This is a genomic window from Aquiflexum gelatinilyticum (assembly GCF_024813435.1).
Lineage (GTDB): Bacteria > Bacteroidota > Bacteroidia > Cytophagales > Cyclobacteriaceae > Cognataquiflexum > Cognataquiflexum gelatinilyticum.
Genome location: NZ_JANAEZ010000010.1, coordinates 17,650 through 37,414, shown reverse-complemented (window position 1 = coordinate 37,414; position 19,765 = coordinate 17,650). Strand labels below are relative to the sequence as shown.

Here is a 19,765-nt window from a genome sequence, read left to right as displayed (position 1 = left end):
TTAATTAAATATTCTTCGGTTCGAGACGGACAAAAGGAACTATCATTTCTTCAAGTGATACCCCACCGTGTTGGAACGTATCTTTGTAGTAATTTACGTAATAATTGTAATTATTAGGATATGCAAAGAAATAATCTTCGACTGTAAAAACATAGCTGGTCGAAACATTAAACCTCGGGAGTTTGGCTTCTTCTGGGCGGGAAATTTCAAATACTTTGCCACTTTCAAAATTTAGGTTTTTACCTTGTTTGTACCTGAGGTTTGTTGTTACATTTTTGTCTCCGATAATTTTATAAGGCCTGTTCACTCTTTTGGTTCCGTGATCTGTGGTAATTATCACATCTGCTTTGGCGGCATGGATTTTTTTAAAAAGGTCAAAAAGGGTAGAATGCTCAAACCAGCTTTTTGTCAAAGATCTGTAGGCGGATTCATCCGGAGCAAGTTCTCTTACCATTTTGATGTCTGTACGGGCATGAGACATCATGTCTACAAAGTTGTATACCAAGACATTGAGATCATTATTCAAAAGTTGATGAAAATGATCCAAAACTGCCTTTCCCTGATACACTTGAAGGATTTTGTTATAACTAAATTTAATATTCAGTTTATTTCGGTGAAGATTTTCGGACAAAAAATCTTCCTCATGGTTGTTTTTTCCTTCATCGGTATCTTCTCCTTCCCAAAGTTCGGGATGGAATCTTGCCATATCGGAAGGCATCATCCCGCTAAAAAGGGCATTTCGTGCAAAAGCCGTAGTGGTCGGTAAAATACTGAAATAGGTACTTTCCTCTAAAGTATTGAAATATTCTGAAACCAATGGTTTGATTACTTCCCATTGATCCAGTCTGAGATTATCAATCACCACAAAAAAGAGAGGCTTGCCCTGTTTGATTTGCGGAAACACCTTTTCAGCCATCAGTCTGTGGGAAAGTATTGGCTTTTCAGATTTGGGATCATTGATCCAGTCGATGTAATTGTTCTTGATGAATTTTGCAAAAGCAGCATTGGCTTCCGTTTTTTGGGTATCAAGAACATCCTGCATGGACTTGTTTTCCGTCCCATCTATCTCCATTTCCCAATAGGTGAGTCTTTTGTATATATCTGTCCACTCCTGATAGGTGGATGCCTCCCCACAGGCTGTGCTGATATTCATGAAATCCTGTCTGTAGGAAAGGTTAGTTTTTTCTGTGATCAACTGCTTATTCTGTAGGATCTTTTTTACAGAGAGCAGTATTTGATTTGGATTGATAGGTTTGATCAGGTAATCAGCAATCTTACCCCCAATGGCATCATCCATTATGTGCTCTTCCTCGCTTTTTGTGATCATCACTACAGGAATCTGGGGTTTCACCATTTTTATATGCTGCAAAGTCTCAAGGCCTGTCATGCCGGGCATCATCTCATCCAAAAAAATTACATCATAATTGAATTTTTCTACCATTTCAATGGCATCTACACCACTGTTGACTGTGGATATTTCATAGCCTCTTTGCTGTAAAAATAAAATATGTGGCTTCAATAGATCTATCTCGTCATCTGCCCACAGGATTTTGAACCTTTGCATAAAATATGGTTTACTTCTTTTAAATTTATAATTACTTTTGAGACCTATCAAATGTCAGCGACATTGAAACGCCATAAAATTCTGAATGATCCTGTTTATGGATTTATTACCATACCCAGTGAATTGATTTTTAGCATTATTGACCACCCCTACTTTCAGAGGTTACGTCGTATCAAGCAACTAGGTTTGACAGATTATGTCTATCCAGGTGCGCTCCATACCAGGTTTCACCACGCTATAGGGGCCATGCACCTGATGAGCATTACACTGGACAACCTCAGACATAAAGGTATCGAAATAAGTGAAGAAGAATACGAAGCCGGACTGATTGCTATTTTATTACACGACATTGGCCACGGCCCGTTTTCCCATGCATTGGAATTCAGTATTCTCCAAAACATCCCCCACGAAGCCCTTTCTCTTCTCGTCATCCAAAGGCTCAATAATGAATTGAACAACAGTTTGGACCTTGCCATCAAAATATTTAAGGGAGAGTATGAAAGGAAATTTTTTAATCAGTTGGTTTCAAGTCAGCTTGACATAGACCGGTTGGATTACCTCCAGAGGGATTGTTTTTTTACCGGGGTATCGGAAGGTGCAATCGGCGCAGACCGGATTATCAAAATGATGGACATCAAAGATGACCGTTTGGTTATTGAAGAAAAGGGAATTTACAGTATCGAAAATTTCTTGAGTGCTCGAAGGTTGATGTATTGGCAGGTCTATCTTCATAAGACCACAGTGAGTGCCGAAAAAATGATGATCAGTCTCATCAACCGAGCCAAATACCTCATGCAAAATGGCCAAAACCTCATTGCCACTGATGAACTCTGTTATTTTCTGAAGGGAAATTTTTCCCTAAGTGATTTTAAAAATAATGAGGCCTCCTTGGAAAATTTTCTGACCTTAGATGATTTTGACATTTGGGGAGCCATCAAACTTTGGAAAAACAGTCAGGATTATATTCTGAAAAATCTATCCAGGATGTTTTTGGACAGAAATCTATTCAAAATTAATCTTCGAAATGAGGAATTTTCTCAAGGTGAAATTGAAGACGAAAAATCAAAACTTCTGAAAAAACTTCAAATTCCGGAAAAAGACCTCCCCTATTTCTTTAATCATGGCGTTTTGAGCAATCATGCTTACCTCAATACCGAGCAGATTTTTATTTTGACAAAAAAAGGAAATATCATTGATGTAGCCCTTGCGGCCGATCTGCCAAATATCAAGGCAATGAGTAAAATTGTGAAAAAACACTATATCTGTCACGCCAAAAATTTAACTTTGTAAGCTCTAAACCCAATTTATGGAATTTTCTCTTGGTCAAATAGCAGAATTAATTAGCGGAAAAGTAGAAGGTGACAAATCCCTAAAAGTAAGCCGGCTGGATAAAATCCAAGAAGGCTTGCCGGGCGGAATCAGTTTTTTGTCCAATGAAAAATATGAATCTTTTATATATGACACAAAGGCCACTGCGGTTATCGTATCCGAAAGTTTTGAACCACAAAGACCAATCAGCACTAATTTAATCAGGGTAAAAAATGCATATGAGGGCTTTACACTTTTGCTTGAGGCATATGCCATGATGGTGACATCAGGAAAGTCCGGTACGGAAGAACCTTCGTTTTTTGACCAGACGAGTACAATCGGGAAAGATTTTTATAGAGGGGCATTTTCATATGTTGGAAAAAACTGTTCATTGGGCGATTCGGTAAAAGTATATCCCAATGTATATATTGGCAACAATGTGAAAATAGGAAACAATACCATTATCCATGCCGGAGTCAAAATTTATGACAATACCCAAATAGGAAATAATTGTGAAATCCATCCCGGTGCGGTAATAGGAGGAGACGGTTTTGGATTTGCCCCGCTTCCTGATGGCAGCTATAAAAAAATCCCCCAATTGGGAAATGTTGTCATCGAGGACAATGTTAGCATCGGCACCAATACCACGATAGATTGTGCAACAATGGGTTCTACCTTGATAAAAAAAGGAGCCAAAATCGATAATCTTGTACAAATTGCCCATAATGTAATCATTGGTGAAAACACTGTAATCGCTGCACAGACAGGGATCTCAGGATCTACAGAAATCGGTAAAAATTGTGTGATAGCGGGAAAGGCAGGAATAGTAGGACATTTAAAAATTGCCGATAATACGACAATTGGTGCCAATACAGGGATTTCAAAAAGCATACATAAACCAGGTCTGACTATTTTCGGATATATGGGCTATGAAATCAAAGATTTTCTAAAATCTTACGGTCTTTTCAAAAAACTACCCGAACTCCATGACAGAATCAAAGAACTCGAAAAAAAAACATAAATTTACGGTTCTAAAATTGAAGTAGCATAACAGGATCGGATGAGAGTCAAACAGCATACCATAAAAAAACAAGTTACCGTCTCAGGAGTAGGGCTCCACACAGGCGTAATTTCGAACATGACATTTTTACCGGCTCCGCCGAATCATGGATTCAAATTTCAAAGAATAGACCTTCCTGGAATGCCGGTGGTAGATGCTGATGTCGACAATGTAGTGGATATTTCGAGAGGCACCACCCTAGAACAAAATGGAGCAAGGGTTTTTACTGTCGAGCATGTACTTGCCTCCTTGGTGGGTTTGGAAATCGACAATATTCTGATTCAATTGGATGGGCCGGAACCTCCAATTATGGATGGATCTTCCATTCAGTTTATTGAAGTTTTGGAGGATGTTGGTTTGGAGGAACAAAATGCCCTTCGTAGATTTTTCGAGGTGCCGGAAAGTATCACTTACAGAGAACCGTCGAGAGAGGTTGAAATGGCAGCTTTGCCGTTGGATGATTACAGGGTCACAGTGATGGTTGATTATAATTCACCTGTATTGGGAAGTCAGCATGCCTCCATCACCAGTATCAGCCAATTCAAAAACGAAATTGCTTCCTGCAGGACCTTTTGTTTTTTGCATGAATTGGAAATGCTCTATAATCAAAATCTGATAAAGGGAGGCGATCTGAACAATGCCATTGTCGTGGTAGATAGGGTAATTGAAGAAAAAGAGCTGGAGCATCTTGCCAAAATGTTCAATAAGAAAAAAGTCGAAGTAAGGAAAGAGGGCATACTTAACAATGTAGAGTTACGTTACAAAAACGAGCCTGCCAGACACAAGCTTCTTGATGTAGTCGGGGACTTGGCCTTGGTAGGTAGACCTTTGAAGGCACAGATATTGGCAGCTAGACCAGGTCATGCGGCGAATGTCGCCTTCGCAAAAAAAATAAAAAGAGCGATGGAAAGAGCCGGTTCGGTTCATATCCCTCATTATGACCCAAAGCTCCCACCGGTGATGGACATCAATCAGATCAGCAACATTTTACCACACAGGTATCCATTTCAGCTATTGGATAAAATCATCTACCTAGATGAAACTGTGGTAGCAGGTGTGAAGAATGTAACTATCAACGAGCCTTTCTTCATGGGACATTTTCCAAACAACCCTGTTATGCCGGGAGTTCTTCAAGTAGAAGCAATGGCGCAGACGGGAGGGATTCTGGTGTTGAGCACTGTAGATGATCCGGAAAAGTATTGGACCTATTTTTTAGGTATAGAAAGTTGCAAATTCCGTAAAATGGTACTTCCAGGAGATACATTAGTATTCAAATGTGAACTACTTGCTCCTATCAGGAGAGGGATTGCAAAGATGAAAGGAGAAGCTTTTGTGGGTAATACCCTTGTTTGCGAAGCAATTATGACAGCAAGTATAGTCCGAAAAGAATCATGATCAGTCCTCTATCATTCATACACGAAAAAGCTGTCCTTGGAAAGGATGTGCATGTTGATCCGTTTTCGATGATTCACGAAAATGTGGAAATAGGAGAAGGAACATGGATCGGATCGAATGTTACCATTTATTCCGGTGCAAAAATCGGCAAAAACTGTAAAATATTTCCAGGGGCTGTCATCGCAGCGATTCCTCAGGACTTGAAATTCCAAGGGGAAGATTCCACTGTCGAAATTGGAGAAAACACCACTATCAGAGAATGTGTCACCATCAGCAGAGGGACTATTGATAAAAGAACAACAAAAGTCGGAAGCAACTGTCTTTTAATGGCCTATGTACACATAGCCCATGATTGCATGGTCGGCAATAATGTCATCATCGCCAATGCAGTTCAGGTAGCAGGTCACGTATCAATAGACGACTGGGCTATTGTAGGCGGAAGCAGCGCGATCCACCAGTTTGTAAAGGTAGGGATGCATTCTATGATTTCAGGAGGATCTTTGGTAAGAAAAGACGTTCCTCCATTTACAAAAGCAGCACGCGAACCGCTCAGCTATGCAGGAGTTAATTCCCTCGGCTTAAGAAGAAGGGGATATTCAAGCGAAACCATCAGCCATATCCAAGAAGTGTACAGGTATCTATTCCTCAATTCATTGAATAATAGCAGAGCCCTCGAAGAAATTGAAATCAACCTTCCAGCTACCAAAGAACGGGATGAAATTGTGAATTTTATCAGGTCTTCAGAGAGAGGTGTGATGAAAGGTTATATCAGCTAAATCAACATGGAGCTGAAGCTGAGTCAGGTATCAAAAAGATATCAATACGAATGGATCTTTAAAAATATCAACCTCTCTATACCTTCATTATCCCATTGGGCCATTACAGGAAGCAATGGATCAGGAAAGTCCACATTATTAAAATGCCTGACCGGAATCAACCCCTTGACATCGGGTTCAATCCAATATTTTGATTCGGGAAAAGAAATTAAGGGGGAAGATATTTTTAAGTCGCTTGTTATCAGCGCTCCTTACATGGAATTACCGGAGGAGTTTACCTTGTTGGAGCTTCTTAAATTCCATTTCAAATTCAAAATTCCTTCAGAAAATCTGAATTTGGAGGAGATGATGGATATCCTTTACTTAAAACCTCACCAAAACAAACCCATTTCCCAGTTTTCTTCAGGAATGAAACAAAGACTGAAGCTTGGATTATGTTTTTTTTCAAAAAATAAATTGATTTTTTTAGATGAACCAACTTCCAATCTTGATGAGCAGGGTATATCTTGGTATTTGCAGTTGGTAAAGCAATTTTCGAAGGACAAGACACTTTTTATCTGTTCCAATGACCCCAAAGAGTATTCTTTTTGCCCCAATGAAATCAAAATTGAAGATTTTAAGGTTAAACAAAATCTTTGATTGTTGTACTGATTTATTAATTTTACAAAAATTTAATCGCCTACTAATTATGCAAAAACAAATATTCAGCTTTCTATTGATGGCATTATTGGCCTTTGGGACGTTTTCTTGTAAGGAAAAAGATGATCCAACTCCAAGCAAAACTCCTGAAGAATTAGCGATCGAAGAACTCACTAACGGATCTTCACAGATTTGGACAGTTGCAGGTGGTGGAACGGTAACAAGGGATGGCAATTCAGTGACAAGCACTTATCAGACCTTCGAACTTACTCTTGCTGCGAATTCATCTAGCAAAACATATTCAACAATCAACAGTGGTGACCTTTTTGATGCTAATGGAAATTGGTCTTTTGTTACAGGTGGCCTTGATAAGCTCCTCTTTACAGGATCCAAGCCTGCGGCCAATAATGAGATTTCCTGGACAAGAACAGGAGATAACTTGGTCTTGAGATTTAGCATTGTAGCGCCGGGTGCACGTCAGTTGGGAACTACTGCAGTTCTAGGAAGCTATGTATTTACGCTGAAAAAGAAACCATAAAAAATCATCCTCTCAAAATCAAAAGGGCATCCCAATTATTTTTGGGATGCCCTTTTTATGCTTTAAGGGTTACCAAGGTAACGCCTGCCCCACCCCTATCCGCATGTTCATCCTCCATTTTTGCAACAGGGTTCATATTGCGGAGTAAATTCCTGGTAATTTCTTTCAATATACCGTTTCCTTTGCCATGTACTATCCTAAGGTCTTTGAGTCCAAGCATGTAACCATCATCCACAAAAGACTGTACCAAAGGTAAAATTTCCTCTCCACGCATACCTCTTATATCCAAATTGGGAGAATACTCGAGCATTTTACTATTGGAGTCAAAGCCGGTCCTTTTTGCAAAGCTTTTCTTTTCCTTTTTAGCATCCGAAAGAGAAATCTTCTGAAGTCTGTTGGTTTTGACATTGGATTTCAGGTCACCTATACTGATTTCAGCTTCTTTTTTCTTCAGGGACATAACCTGCGCGATGGCACCATTATCTATCAATCTCACAAAATCCCCCACCTGAATTTCGCCTTCCAAGTCTTTTATTTCGGGAATTACCACAGCTTTTTTCTCTGGTTTTACTTTGACTTTCAGGTCTTCGATTTCTGCTCGAAGCTGCTTGGTAGTTTCTTTGTCTCCCTTGCTTTTTTTGATGTCCGCGATTGTGTTTTCAATCTTTTTGTTTACCTCATCCAAAAGCAACTTTGCTTCTACTTTTGCATCTTGTAAAAACTTCTTTTTATTCTGATCAATATTTTCCTTTAGGTCAGTGTATTCTTTTACCCTCAGGTCCAGAATCCTTTCCTTCTTTTTATTTTCATTGACAAGTTGCTCGTAGTTTGCCAATTGGTTTTCCAGCTTGGTGAGCATTTTGTCATACTTCACCCGATCCTCGCCGATATGACCTTTGGCGTATTCAATGATGTCTTTCGAAATACCGATTTTGGAAGCGATCTCCAAAGCAAATGAACTTCCCGGCTTGCCCAGATCAAGTTGGTACAAAGGCTCCAATTTGTCCACGTCATAGCGCATTGCTCCGTTGATGAGTCCTTGATTTTTGGAGGCAATTTGCTTCAGGTTGCCATAATGAGTTGTTAACACTCCGTAGGCACCTGTCCTATTTAGGGCAAGTAAGATCCCTTCAGCTATAGCACCCCCAAACTGTGGTTCTGTTCCCGTCCCAAATTCATCGATAAAAAGTATGGTCCTTTTATCCGCAAATTCAGTGAAAAACTTCATACTCATCAGGTGCGAGCTATATGTACTCAGGTCATTCTCAATATTCTGCTCATCACCGATATCGATGAAAAAATTATCGAAGAGGGAACATGTAGAATGTCCATCCAAGGGAACCAAAAGCCCACATTGCAGCATGTATTGTACCATGGCTACCGTTTTCAAAGTGACGGATTTACCGCCTGCATTGGGTCCTGAAATAACCAATAGCCTTCTATTATGATCAAGAGAGATATTTAAAGGAATGATTTTTTTATGCTGCTGCTTTAGTGCAAACTCCAATAACGGATGTCTCGCATTGCTCCAATCAAGCTGCCTTTCCTTTTTTAAGATTGGACGGGAAGAGTTGGTCTTGATGGCAAATTTGGCTTTGGCTCGGATAAAGTCCACCATCCCAAGGAAATGATAAGCTCTCTTCAATTCAGGAATATTGGGTCTGACCACATCTGTGAGTTTGGTAAGGATCTTTTGGATTTCCCTTTTTTCCATATATTCCAAGTCCTTCAACTCATTGTTGATATCCAAAACCTCAGCGGGTTCGAGATAAACTGTCTGACCTGTTGCGGATTCATCATGGATGAACCCTTTGATTTTCCTCTTGTTTTCAGCCAAGACCGGAATAACCATCCTACCGCCACGAATCGTCACCGATGCATCCTCAGGAGTCAGTCCTTTGGCTTTTGCATCCCTAAAAATCCTATCCAAAACTTTTCTCAGGCGGTTCTCTTCATACAAAATCTGTGACCGGATCAGGGAAAGTTCCTGAGAAGCATTGTTTCGGATTTTTCCCTTTTCGTCGATTATCCGCTCAATGGCCTTAAGAACCGTATTGTCCAAAGCGACCAAACCTAGCAAATTGAATAAATTAGGGTAAGACTCTTCATGGTCCTTAAAAAATTCAATACACCGGCTAAGGGTAAAAAGGGAGAGCCTCATTTCGTGAAACTCTTCCTCGTATAAAAAATTTCCCTCGATTTTTGCTTTCTCCAGGTGTGGATAAATATTGGTAAAATTTGAAGAGGGGAATAATTCTCCTGACTCAATTATGGCTTTGAATTCGGCTGTTTGGTCGAGAAGCTTTCCGACAAGAGTTGGATCTTTTGAAAAACCCATTTTGTCAACAAAATCCATCCCAAGCGGACCTGTGCATGCTTCTTTTAACAATTCCCGGATTTTGGTGAAATTGATTTTCTCTTCGAGATTTTTAGGGTAAATCATGGATTGGGATTGGGGTTTCTTGCTTTTTCTACCACATGGAGGGAATCAATAGTCCTTGCATAAATCCTGTCCATGGTTTTGATGTCCAACATGTAGTATTCCAAGCTTTTTTTGAAAACAGAATCTGTCAAATCATGTTTCAAAAAAACCTCATTTTCAAAATAGGGGTATAATACCCTTGAGGAATCATAATGAATAGGGAAAGACGAAACCAAACCTTCTGCCAAATGGATATCAATGAGCAATTCCACCATTTTGTCTTCAGAAAGAATGCCTTCGGGAATTTTTTGCTTGTTGCAGGCAAAACCCGCAAAAAGCATCAACATAATTACAATTTTATTTTTCACAGACCAAAATTAATCAATTCCGACAATGAACAAGAAAATTGATTGGTTTACCTTACACCCGATGATCACATATCGTTTTTTAATTCAATTATCACCCTTAATTTAGGCCTTTGAAATAGTAGCCATGAACGAACTGCTCAAAAAACTCAGAAGATACGAGATTATGATCCGGAAAGTGGTCAACAACCAGCTTCAGGGTGACTATCAATCTATTTTCAAAGGTGCAGGTTTGGAATTTGATGACCTCAGGCCTTATCAATATGGCGATGATGTCAGGACAATAGAGTGGAAAGTTTCTGCCAAAGGCCATGGTACATTCGTCAAAACTTTCAGAGAAGACAAAGACCAATCGGTTTATTTTCTGATCGATATCAGCGCATCGCAGGATATCGGACAGGAAGGAAAAAAGAAAATAGATATCGGAAAAGAGATTGCCGGCGTTTTGACTTTGGCTGCCATATTTGAAGGAAGCCAAGTCGGGTTGATTTCTTATTCTGACCAAAAAGAAAAAATCATCCTTCCGGGAAAAGGTCCAAAACAAGGTGTGAAAATCATTCAGGGAATTTTTGGTCACAAAAACATTTCCCAAAAAACCAACCTGACCGAAATGTTCAACTTTGCGTTGAACCTCATCAAGAAGAGAAGCATTGTGATTGTGATTTCAGATTTCATTGACGAGGGTTATGAGAGACCTTTCAAAGCCTTGGCACAAAAACATGACCTAGTAGCTGTCCAAGTGACAGATCCCCGGGAATCCGCCCTTCCCGCACTTGGCATTATTCCGGTATATGATAAAGAAGAAGGAAGGACAACATGGGTGAATACTGCTTTTGGAAGCTTTTCCAAAAAAATTGCAGATACATTTACTTCAGAAAGGGATCATCTAAAAACCATTTGCAAGAAAAACCAGATCAACTATCTTGGCATCAGCACCAAGGAAGACATCGTCATTCCTTTGATAGAATTATTCAAAAACCGTAACCGGACAATGAAACGTGGGTAAAGTATTATTCTTCCTTTGCATAATCAGCTACTTTCTGATACCTCAGCAGGCCCATTCCCAGGACCTTGAGGTGAAAGGGTATTTTATGAAGGATTCGGCCATGCTTGGCGAAAGAGTAGGTTATGTTCTCAAGGCTAAATCAAAACCCGGAGTAAACATTGTCTTCCCGGATTCGACGCATAACTTTTCTCCATTTGTCCTTTTGGAGAAAAAATCTTTTATCTCCTCAACCCAAGAGGATGTCACTGTAGATTCGGTGGTGTATTATGTTAGCAACTTTTCACTTGACCCTGTAGCCACACTTTCTTTGCCGGTGTACGAGGTATTCCGGTTTGACAGTTTGGTGCATAAACCTTTGGAAGCGGGTCTGGCATTAAAACTGACCATAAATCCGCTGCCGGAGGAACTCGGATTTAAGGACAACAATGTCTATCAGCCGATCCCCACTGAATTCAATATGTTTGTTTTGCTGATCATATTGGGCGTAATCGTAGTATTGGCAATCATTGTTTTGGTGATTTTTGGAAAGAAAATCAAAAAACAGTGGGACAATTGGAGGGAAAAACAGAAATACAAACGTTTTGTCAAAAGGTGGAATGCAGCCGAAACAGCCTTTACAGCTACGCCAGACATGGCCCAAGCGGATGAACTTCTTGGTCTGTGGAAGACCTATATGGAACACCTCAATGACCGGCCATTTAGAGAGTGGACTACGACTGAGATTTCTGAATTTCTTGACAACAAGGAAATCATCAAGGATTTTAGAGCCATCGAAATGGTAATCTATGCCGGCAAAGAAGGAAAAGACATCACCGAAACCTGCAACAATCTCAAAGAAATCTGCACAGATTCTTTCAAGAAAAAGATAACAGAACAAGATGAATCCAAATAATATCGCTGACTTTTTTTCTTGGTTCTGGTTTTTGCCTGAAACCTTCAAGACTTTTGAATGGGAAAATCTTTGGGCGCTGCACCTCATTTGGATCGCTCCATTGATTTTGGTTTTGAGAAAGTTTGTGAAATTTCTCAAGAACCCTGTTCTGGAGCTTTCCTTACCGGGTACAGTTTCGCAAAACAATCCTTGGACTTACCTTCGGTTGATTCCCGGGCTGATGTTTATCCTTGCAGTTTGGATGATTGTCATTGCATTGGCACGTCCTCAGAAAAGCAACGAAAGGGTCGAGCAGTCCACAGAAGGCATTGACATCATGATCGTGATGGACATCTCGGAATCAATGGACCTGCAGGATTTCAAACCCAACAGACTTGAGGCCGCTAAAGAAACCGCGATTGACTTTATCAACGGGCGTTTTGGAGACAGGATCGGAATGGTGATTTTCTCAGGAGAAGCTTATTCTTTGGCGCCATTGACCACAGATTATGCGCTGCTGACTGACTTGGTCAAGGACATCTCCTTCAATATGATGGACGCTAAAGGTACTGCTATCGGATCAGCTCTGGCTGCTGGCACCAACAGGATGCGGGAATCCGAGTCCAAAAGTAAAGTCATGATCCTCCTTAGTGACGGCGAGAGCAATGCGGGTAATGTCGATCCGCTATTTGCTGCGCAATTGGCTGCTGCTATGAACATCAAGATCTACACCATTGCTGTTGGAAAAGACGGCATGGTTCCTTATGGCGTGGACTTCTTTGGCAGACCGCAGATGGTCGAGAGTTACCTTGATGAAACCACCCTCAGAGAAATTGCAGGAATCGGCAACGGGGAGTTTTTCAGGGCTTCTGACGACAATGCACTTGAGCAGATTTTTGACCAGATCAATACCATGGAAAAAGCTGAAATCCTGGAATCCAGATATAAGGAAACCACTGATTATTATAGGGTATATCTTTTTTGGGGAATCCTATTGTTCTTAGCCTGGCTTGGGTTGAAAAGTACTTTCTTCAATAACTTTTTGCTGGATTAAGAAAAAAACTCAAACACCCACCTTCTCCTTCCAATCTTCTAATCTCCTGTCCATCACCTTGAACCATAAAGGTGGAAACAAAGCCAAAATAATCATCGCCGAATATCCCTGTGGCAATTGGGGACTTTCGTCATAATGATTCAAAACCTGATAGCGCTTATGGGCATATGCATGGTGGTCGGAATGCCGCTGAAGCTGGAACAAAAGGAAATTGCTGACCATATGACTTGCATTCCAAGAGTGCAAATGTGTCACTTTCTCATACCTTCCATCTATTTTCTTTCGAACCATCCCATAATGCTCAATGTAATTTACCAATTCCAACAGACTGAAAGCGAAGAAACTTTGGGCAAAAAAGAAAACAGGAACTTCCCACATAAATCTGCCCAGAAAGAATGAGAATATAAAGGTGAAAATCCCGACAAATAAAAGTGGATAAATTGCAAACCAGATCATTTGATTATCTATGGACCAAAAAGGAATTCCTCTTTTTTGAAGTCTCTCCTTTTCTAAATGTACCGCGCTGAAGTAGCCCTTTGTGACAGACCTCCACCAAAATGAATAAAATGTTTCACCTAATCTACTTGTTGCGGGGTCATCGGGTGTCGCCACCCGTACATGATGCCCCCGATTGTGCTCAATGATAAAGTGCATGTAGCAGACTGTCATCAATAAAAATTTGGAGTAATCCTGCTCTAAATCCTCACTTTTATGACCCAACTCATGAGCAACAGTAATCCCAACCCCTCCTGTAACCAATGCCATTCCTGTAGTAAATGCAAGCCATTCCCAAAAAGAAAGAGTAAAAGCTGCCACAACATAAAAGCCCCAAACCAAAACACCAATCTGCACATACACCCAAATGAAAGTCACAAAACGGTAAAAACGCTCTTTGGAAATATTGGAGATTTCATTTTCGGGAATATTGGTCCTGTCGGTCCTAATGAGAAAATCCAAATAAGGTACTAAAACAAAAACAAATGCATGGATCAAAAGCAGGTTTAAACCACCCAAATAGAATCCTCCTATCAACAAAACAGGAAGGATGAAGGCAGAAAAAAAACCGATTTTCTTAAAGTGATTCATACATGGAAGTTAAGAAATGGGCAGTGAAATTAAAACAGCCTTGTTCCATTCAAAGGTAATTTATGGAATTGATTCTAGCTATTCAGAAAAAACCTCTTTGGTCAGGTCCTCAAAGAGTATGTAAGTGGCATAAAATGTAATAGGAACAGTTACCAACAGTCCAAGGCCGAGCGTTATTATTCCGAGAAGGTTGATGATGATCAGGATAAGGGTAAACATAAAAAACTTCCACCATCTGACGGTGACCAGTTTTCGGCTTTCTTCCAAAGCTGTCCAAAAATCAAAACCTCCAAACAAAGCCATTAGAACTGCAAAACTATATCCCACTGCGAGATAAATGCCGGGAACCAAAAATGCAAAAAGCCCCAAAGCTACCAAAATTTGCCCTATCAGCCATATCGAGAAAACCGGCATATAAAAACTGAAACCTTTAAAGAAATCAGGATAGATCACCGGCATTCCTAAACTGACCCTATTTGCTACAAGGTAAAAACCTGAATACAAGGGAGGTGCCAAAAACAAGGCAAATATAAAAGCAAATTTTTCCAAGTAAATACTTGCCAAAAGTTGAAGAGAAATGATCAGCATGGTATAAGCCACACTCAGGACCGGCTGCTTCAAAAACATTTGCCAAGCTCTTGAAAATAAATACTTGAAATCAAAGTCGTAACCTTTGATCCGAAGTTGTTCTAATTTTTCCTTACTCATTTATAAGACAAGAGATGTGAAATATGAGACGTGAGATTTGAGAAAAATTCGAAGATCGGTATAAAAGGATAATTCAATTATTTAAATCCATTTATCATCAAAAAACCGACACATATAACCCAATAACCAATTAACCTTTAACCATTACTTTGTCATCGCTTCCAAGATATCATGTTTGGTGACAATATGGATCTGATGGTTATCATCTCGGACCAAGACGGCTTTTTCTTTGTCCAACATCGAACTCAACACATCCAAGGTGCTGTCCAAAGCCACAAATTTCATGGATGTTTCCATCACATCGGCAACTGTTGCGTCTTTCAGCTCCGGATTTTCTATTATTTTGGAAAGGAGCTTGCTATCTGTCAATGAACCTATAACATGTCCATCTTCTAAAACCGGGATCTGGGAAACGCTTTTCCCATTCATCAGGTGGATGGCATCTTTGACTTTGTCATTTTTGTGGGAAACTACCAATTTGTAACTGCCATTTCTGGAACCGATGATATCTCGGGCTGTACCAAAAGATTTATTTTCCAAAAAGCCGTGGTTTCTCATCCAATCGTCATTGTAGATTTTGCCGAGGTACCTTGTTCCATGATCCGGAAGGATGATGACCATGCGGTCACCCTCTTTCAGGTTTTCTTTGGCATATTCCAAAGCGCCATGAACGGCAGACCCGCAAGACCATCCGACAAAAAGTCCTTCTTCCCGTGACAGTCTTCTTGTCATGACAGCCGCATCTTTATCCGTCACTTTGATAAAGTGGTCAATCAGTGAAAAATCAACATTTTTTGGCAAAATATCCTCACCAATCCCTTCAGTCAGGTAAGGGTAAATTTCATTTTCGTCGAAGATTCCTGTTTCCTTATATTTTTTAAATACAGAACCATAGGTATCAATTCCTACGGTCACGATATCCGGATTTTGTTCTTTGAGATACTTGGCAGTTCCGCACATAGATCCTCCTGTACCTACACCGGCAGCATAATGGGTAATTTTCCCTTCGGTATCACGCCAGATTTCAGGGCCTGTGGTCTCATAATGAGCCAATGAATTGGATAGGTTATCGTATTGGTTTGGATAAAAAGAGTTGGGAATATCCTGATTCAGTTTTTTGGCTACAGAATAATAAGACCTTGGATCATCAGGTGTCACATTGGTAGGGCAGACAATCACTTCAGCACCAACTGCTTTGAGAATATCGATCTTCTCTTTGGATTGTTTGTCGGCCATGGTAAAAATACACCTGTATCCTTTTGCAATAGCAGCCAGTGCCAAGCCCATACCTGTATTTCCGCTTGTTCCTTCTATGATTGTTCCTCCAGGTTTCAAAAATCCTGCTTCTTCCGCATCTTCGACCATCTTGATGGCCATCCGGTCTTTCATCGAATTTCCCGGATTAAAATATTCTACTTTGACGAGAATCTCTCCCTTGATGCCTTTGTTCAGCCTGTTTAACCTTACCATCGGGGTATTTCCGATGGTTTCAATAATGGAATTATAAATCATAAACTTTGGGTTATAAAGCCCGAATTTACGAATATTTTTAAACCTCAGCGATTTCTGAGGGGAGTATCCAAATAATATTTCGAAAAGGTTATTTGTAAATCAGGAGGCTTTGGCTACAGTCTCGATTTGGACAGCATATTCGTCCACCAAGGCGACTGCACCATGAATCGCAGTTTCATCCAAATCCGAAATCAAAATTTTCAGGTTCTGACTCACTGAGGGATATTTGAATGTAGCGATATTGGCCAACATGCTTTCTTGAAAATAAGGATATGCTTTTCTGATCGATCCTCCCAAAACAATTGCTTGGGGAGCCAAGGTATAAAGGATATTTTTGATCAACTCACCTAGGTGGTGTCCAAACTCAGCATAGGCTTTGATTGCCTCAGGGTCACCTTCTTTAGCTTTTTTTGACAAAGTCTTGGCTTTAGAACCATACTTGGCATTGAAAAATTTACTGCTGCAATAAAACTCAAAATCCTGATCGAGGTAAGGAGCAGAACACCATTCGCCTGCAGCACAGTTAAACCCACAGTACAAATGACCGTTTGCGATGATCCCAGCCCCAAGTCCAGTTCCTAAGGTAATGCCGACGACATGCTTGTATACACTCGCCGCACCAAACTTATACTCACCGAGGGCAAAACAATTGGCATCATTGTTTATATACACAGGCTTCGAAAATCTTTCTTCCAAAAATTCCCTCAAATGGACTTTTCGGAATGAAGGTATGTTTTCTAAGTTGAGCACCAATCCCAAATCTGTATCTATCAAACCGGGAATTCCTATTCCGATAGCGTAGAAATCATGATGGCTGTACGAAGAAATCAATCCTGCTATGGTTTCCAGGATAAATTCCTGACTCTCTTGGGAGGGTGTAGCAATGGTGCGGATATCTATCAATTCAGAACCAACAAGAACTCCTGCTTTGATATTGGTGCCTCCAATGTCAAGTCCAAGAATAGGTTTTTCGGTTTTCAGCATAGGTCTAAGGTTTTTAAGCTTTAAACAGAAAAAGAAGAATGAATTCCCATTCTCCTTTTCCCAAAAATTTTTGTTTCGGGCAGGTTAATTCAACATCCCTTCTATTGACTTTTCAAGCTCCCGGGCGTGTGCCAAAAACTCTTCCACATTCATGTCTTTGAAAAAGATCAGGCCATGACTAGACCGGACTTTGGCACTTTCATGAAGGTAAAAATAATTTTTACCCAAAAGTAACTGAATATCGTCGAGCTGTCCAACCCAAGTACGTTTGGCAACAGTAGAAAATTTACCATTGTGCGAATAACTTGGAAATGAAGCATTCACTTGGCTAAGGTAACAGTTGGAAAATGAATCCTCCATCACTGACATGTCACCCAATGATACAGGCACAATGACATTGGCTTCATGAGGCTCAAATTTAAACCAAACGTTTCTGTAGCCAATAATCCGCAACTTACTGAGATCCTTTTCCTCTCCCCATTGTCTGACAGCCTCAGCTGTTGCTTGCAGCACTTTGTAGTGGGTATCCGGTCCGGATCCTTCCGGATCAAGCGTCAAACTTATTTTTGTTGGATTGACTTTTTTGAACAATTCTACAATGGGTACCACATCTCTTTTTTTGTCAGGCTGCTCGGTGAAAATATCACCCGTATAGAAGCCTAACCTCAAATGATGGACGTTTTTTACCTGCACTCCGAAATGTGCCCAAACCAATTCCTCCTCAAATTCACGGATCATTCCTTTGATTTTTTGGATCTTGGAAGGGTTCTTTTCTCCATCATAAGAATTTCGAAGGATACTTATGATGTCATTGATGGTTTCTCTCAACTTGGTTGCTGACTTGACTTCAAAGACATCCACCACTGCACGGACAACCCTGTGGCAAAGTCCTCTGATTCTTTCATCTAAATCTTCGGAAGCGACATTGGTAAGAAAATGATAGACGTCCTTGTCGGTCTTCAATTTATAGCCAACCTCAAAAAAGTCTTCAAATTTGACCATTTGGATTTTGCCTTCATCCAATAATTTTTTGGTTTGGAGCAAAGTGTCTATCACAAACGTATTGGTCACGGCTGTAAAGCCGGAAGTCAAAACCGAGAAATGTGCCTCATTGCTGTTTTCATGCAATTGATTGGTGATGTGCGGCAAAATTCCCAATGAAATATCATCGTGGTGAGGTCCTGTATGCAAAAGAACTTCATCCTTTTCTTGGGTAGTTCCTCTTTTCAGTTTGGCAATTGTGCTCTGCATGACCTGATTGACTGTCTCTTCGGACAAGCCCGGGATCATGGCGGTATATTTATCAGCTTTTAGGTCTTCCATCTTGAGACGGTGACCGTATTTTTTGATCCTTTTGCAAAGGTCAATGATAGACCTTTCGGTTTTTTCCCAAGTCCAATCACCCTGACGGTAATAAGCGTCTACAGAGTCTGTCAACCTTACAGCAGCTCCTTTGGTCAGATAGAACCTGCCGTTTTTCAGTTTTTGTAAAACTGTTGCAGGATAGACATTGTCCAATGGTGTCTCTAAGGAATCTTTTACGATTTGGGCTTTGGCTTCTCCCGCTGCGATGATAATTCCTACCGCGTTTGGATTGTAAACAATAGTGTCAAGGCCTATTGTGATTACAAGCCTATTGGCGGAGACTTCAATTCCTCCCAAATCCCCTGCCGCCACAGCTTGTGTTTCAAAGTTGGTTTCAGTCAATCTTGTTGTTGAAAAAAGATGCGATCCACGGGTATTGAATGCTATGTGTCCGTCAGGACCTATTCCGCCCAAAAAGAAACCTATTCCGCCGGCATCTCTGATTTTCTGTTCATATTGACCACACCAATGGTCAATTTTGTAAATCGACTCTTGTTGGATCTTTTCTAAGTTGTTGATCGGGTCACGGAACCTTAGCGAAAGGTCTACCTTTAGATCCGGGAAAACTTCCTTGAAATGCTTCCCTCCCGCCAAAGGAATTTCGTCAGAATTGATTAGAATGGCTTTTTCCTTGCTTAGACCGAATCCTTCGAGGTAAAATTTGTTGACATAATCAAAAAAACTATTCTTTTGCTTAGAAGAAATCGGATAAAACTCATCGATCTGCACAAAAGTCAAATCCTTGAGATATGGTTTTTTGACAGCCCCAAGTCCATATTTTTCTCTTGTCTCTTTTCCTTTTTTGGTGTCCCAGTTCTCCAATAGGTATTGTGTCCATTTGATGAAGTATTCAGGCGTTTTGCCTGTTGGCAAACTGATGACTCCTTGAGGATTTTCAGAAACCCATTCCAAAAACCGACAAGCAGTGATGAGACCGAGTTTTGGAAAATTATCAACCATGAGATAGGGAATCAGGGTAGTGATTTTTTCAACACCCGATTCTCTTTGGAAAGCTTTTTCTACTTCTGAAAGTGGATAATTGCTAAGCATAGGACTGTTTTTTTGATTCAGACTTTTTAGAAATAATTGACAATTCGAGAGACACTTAATCT

Annotated in this window: 17 protein-coding genes; 9 read left to right on the top strand and 8 right to left on the bottom strand. The window is 40.3% G+C overall.

All coding sequences use genetic code 11. From position 1 onward, the window contains the following. Positions 1-4 precede the first annotated feature (4 nt). Positions 5-1,564 carry a T9SS response regulator signal transducer PorX gene (gene porX / locus NK987_RS18365; protein ID WP_259265050.1) on the bottom strand — a complete coding sequence of 520 codons (1,560 nt, stop codon included), beginning with the start codon at positions 1,562-1,564 and terminating at the stop codon, positions 5-7. A 51-nt stretch (positions 1,565-1,615) separates the two neighbouring features. On the opposite strand from porX, the gene NK987_RS18360 reads away from it, so the two are divergent. Genes NK987_RS18360 through NK987_RS18335 form a run of 6 tightly spaced genes read left to right on the top strand, consistent with a single transcriptional unit; the run spans position 1,616 to position 7,280 of the window. Next, positions 1,616-2,854, top strand: coding sequence for an HD domain-containing protein (locus NK987_RS18360; RefSeq protein ID WP_259265049.1), 1,239 nt, complete (start codon positions 1,616-1,618; stop codon positions 2,852-2,854). A gap of 16 nt (positions 2,855-2,870) precedes the next feature. Further along, on the top strand, positions 2,871-3,893 hold the full coding sequence (gene lpxD, locus NK987_RS18355; protein WP_259265048.1) for a UDP-3-O-(3-hydroxymyristoyl)glucosamine N-acyltransferase: 1,023 nt from the start codon (positions 2,871-2,873) through the stop codon (positions 3,891-3,893). 39 nt (positions 3,894-3,932) lie between these two features. Beyond that, complete coding sequence (locus NK987_RS18350; protein WP_258425059.1) at positions 3,933-5,327, top strand: bifunctional UDP-3-O-[3-hydroxymyristoyl] N-acetylglucosamine deacetylase/3-hydroxyacyl-ACP dehydratase; 1,395 nt, start codon at positions 3,933-3,935, stop codon at positions 5,325-5,327. Next, positions 5,324-6,103: an acyl-ACP--UDP-N-acetylglucosamine O-acyltransferase gene (lpxA, locus tag NK987_RS18345; RefSeq protein WP_258425058.1), complete on the top strand. Its 780-nt coding sequence runs from the start codon at positions 5,324-5,326 to the stop codon at positions 6,101-6,103. The genes NK987_RS18350 and lpxA overlap by 4 nt, the downstream gene beginning before the upstream one ends. Before the next feature lie 6 nt (positions 6,104-6,109). Then, positions 6,110-6,742, top strand: a complete 633-nt coding sequence (locus NK987_RS18340) for an ABC transporter ATP-binding protein (RefSeq protein WP_258425057.1) — start codon at positions 6,110-6,112, stop codon at positions 6,740-6,742. Between the two features lie 49 nt (positions 6,743-6,791). Next, complete coding sequence (locus NK987_RS18335; RefSeq protein ID WP_258425056.1) at positions 6,792-7,280, top strand: hypothetical protein; 489 nt, start codon at positions 6,792-6,794, stop codon at positions 7,278-7,280. Between the two features lie 55 nt (positions 7,281-7,335). On the opposite strand, the gene NK987_RS18330 is transcribed toward NK987_RS18335, so the two are convergent. After that, entirely contained in the window at positions 7,336-9,723 is a 2,388-nt protein-coding gene (locus NK987_RS18330; protein WP_259265047.1) for an endonuclease MutS2, read from the bottom strand. After that, positions 9,720-10,049, bottom strand: coding sequence for a DUF4296 domain-containing protein (locus NK987_RS18325; RefSeq protein ID WP_275982572.1), 330 nt, complete (start codon positions 10,047-10,049; stop codon positions 9,720-9,722). The genes NK987_RS18330 and NK987_RS18325 overlap by 4 nt, the downstream gene beginning before the upstream one ends. Positions 10,050-10,194: 145 nt before the next feature. On the opposite strand from NK987_RS18325, the gene NK987_RS18320 reads away from it, so the two are divergent. The 3 genes from NK987_RS18320 to NK987_RS18310 are packed head-to-tail and all read left to right on the top strand — an operon-like array spanning position 10,195 to position 12,998. Further along, complete coding sequence (locus tag NK987_RS18320; RefSeq protein ID WP_259265045.1) at positions 10,195-11,073, top strand: DUF58 domain-containing protein; 879 nt, start codon at positions 10,195-10,197, stop codon at positions 11,071-11,073. Further along, positions 11,066-11,965, top strand: a complete 900-nt coding sequence (locus NK987_RS18315; protein ID WP_259265044.1) for a hypothetical protein — start codon at positions 11,066-11,068, stop codon at positions 11,963-11,965. Before NK987_RS18320 ends, NK987_RS18315 begins: the two co-directional genes overlap by 8 nt. After that, positions 11,952-12,998, top strand: coding sequence for a vWA domain-containing protein (locus tag NK987_RS18310; protein ID WP_259265043.1), 1,047 nt, complete (start codon positions 11,952-11,954; stop codon positions 12,996-12,998). Before NK987_RS18315 ends, NK987_RS18310 begins: the two co-directional genes overlap by 14 nt. A 9-nt stretch (positions 12,999-13,007) precedes the next feature. Here NK987_RS18310 and NK987_RS18305 read toward each other — a convergent pair whose 3' ends face one another. The 5 genes from NK987_RS18305 to NK987_RS18285 all read right to left on the bottom strand — a co-directional run bounded on the left by NK987_RS18305 (position 13,008) and on the right by NK987_RS18285 (position 19,703). After that, positions 13,008-14,084: an alkane 1-monooxygenase gene (locus NK987_RS18305; RefSeq protein WP_259265042.1), complete on the bottom strand. Its 1,077-nt coding sequence runs from the start codon at positions 14,082-14,084 to the stop codon at positions 13,008-13,010. 78 nt (positions 14,085-14,162) lie between these two features. After that, entirely contained in the window at positions 14,163-14,792 is a 630-nt protein-coding gene (locus NK987_RS18300) for a DUF2189 domain-containing protein (protein ID WP_259265041.1), read from the bottom strand. A gap of 144 nt (positions 14,793-14,936) precedes the next feature. Then, positions 14,937-16,304 carry a cystathionine beta-synthase gene (locus tag NK987_RS18295; protein ID WP_259265040.1) on the bottom strand — a complete coding sequence of 456 codons (1,368 nt, stop codon included), beginning with the start codon at positions 16,302-16,304 and terminating at the stop codon, positions 14,937-14,939. A 99-nt stretch (positions 16,305-16,403) separates the two neighbouring features. Next, entirely contained in the window at positions 16,404-17,288 is an 885-nt protein-coding gene (locus NK987_RS18290; protein ID WP_259265039.1) for an ROK family protein, read from the bottom strand. A gap of 84 nt (positions 17,289-17,372) precedes the next feature. Next, positions 17,373-19,703, bottom strand: a complete 2,331-nt coding sequence (locus NK987_RS18285) for a glucosamine-6-phosphate isomerase (RefSeq protein ID WP_259265038.1) — start codon at positions 19,701-19,703, stop codon at positions 17,373-17,375. Positions 19,704-19,765: the final 62 nt, after the last annotated feature.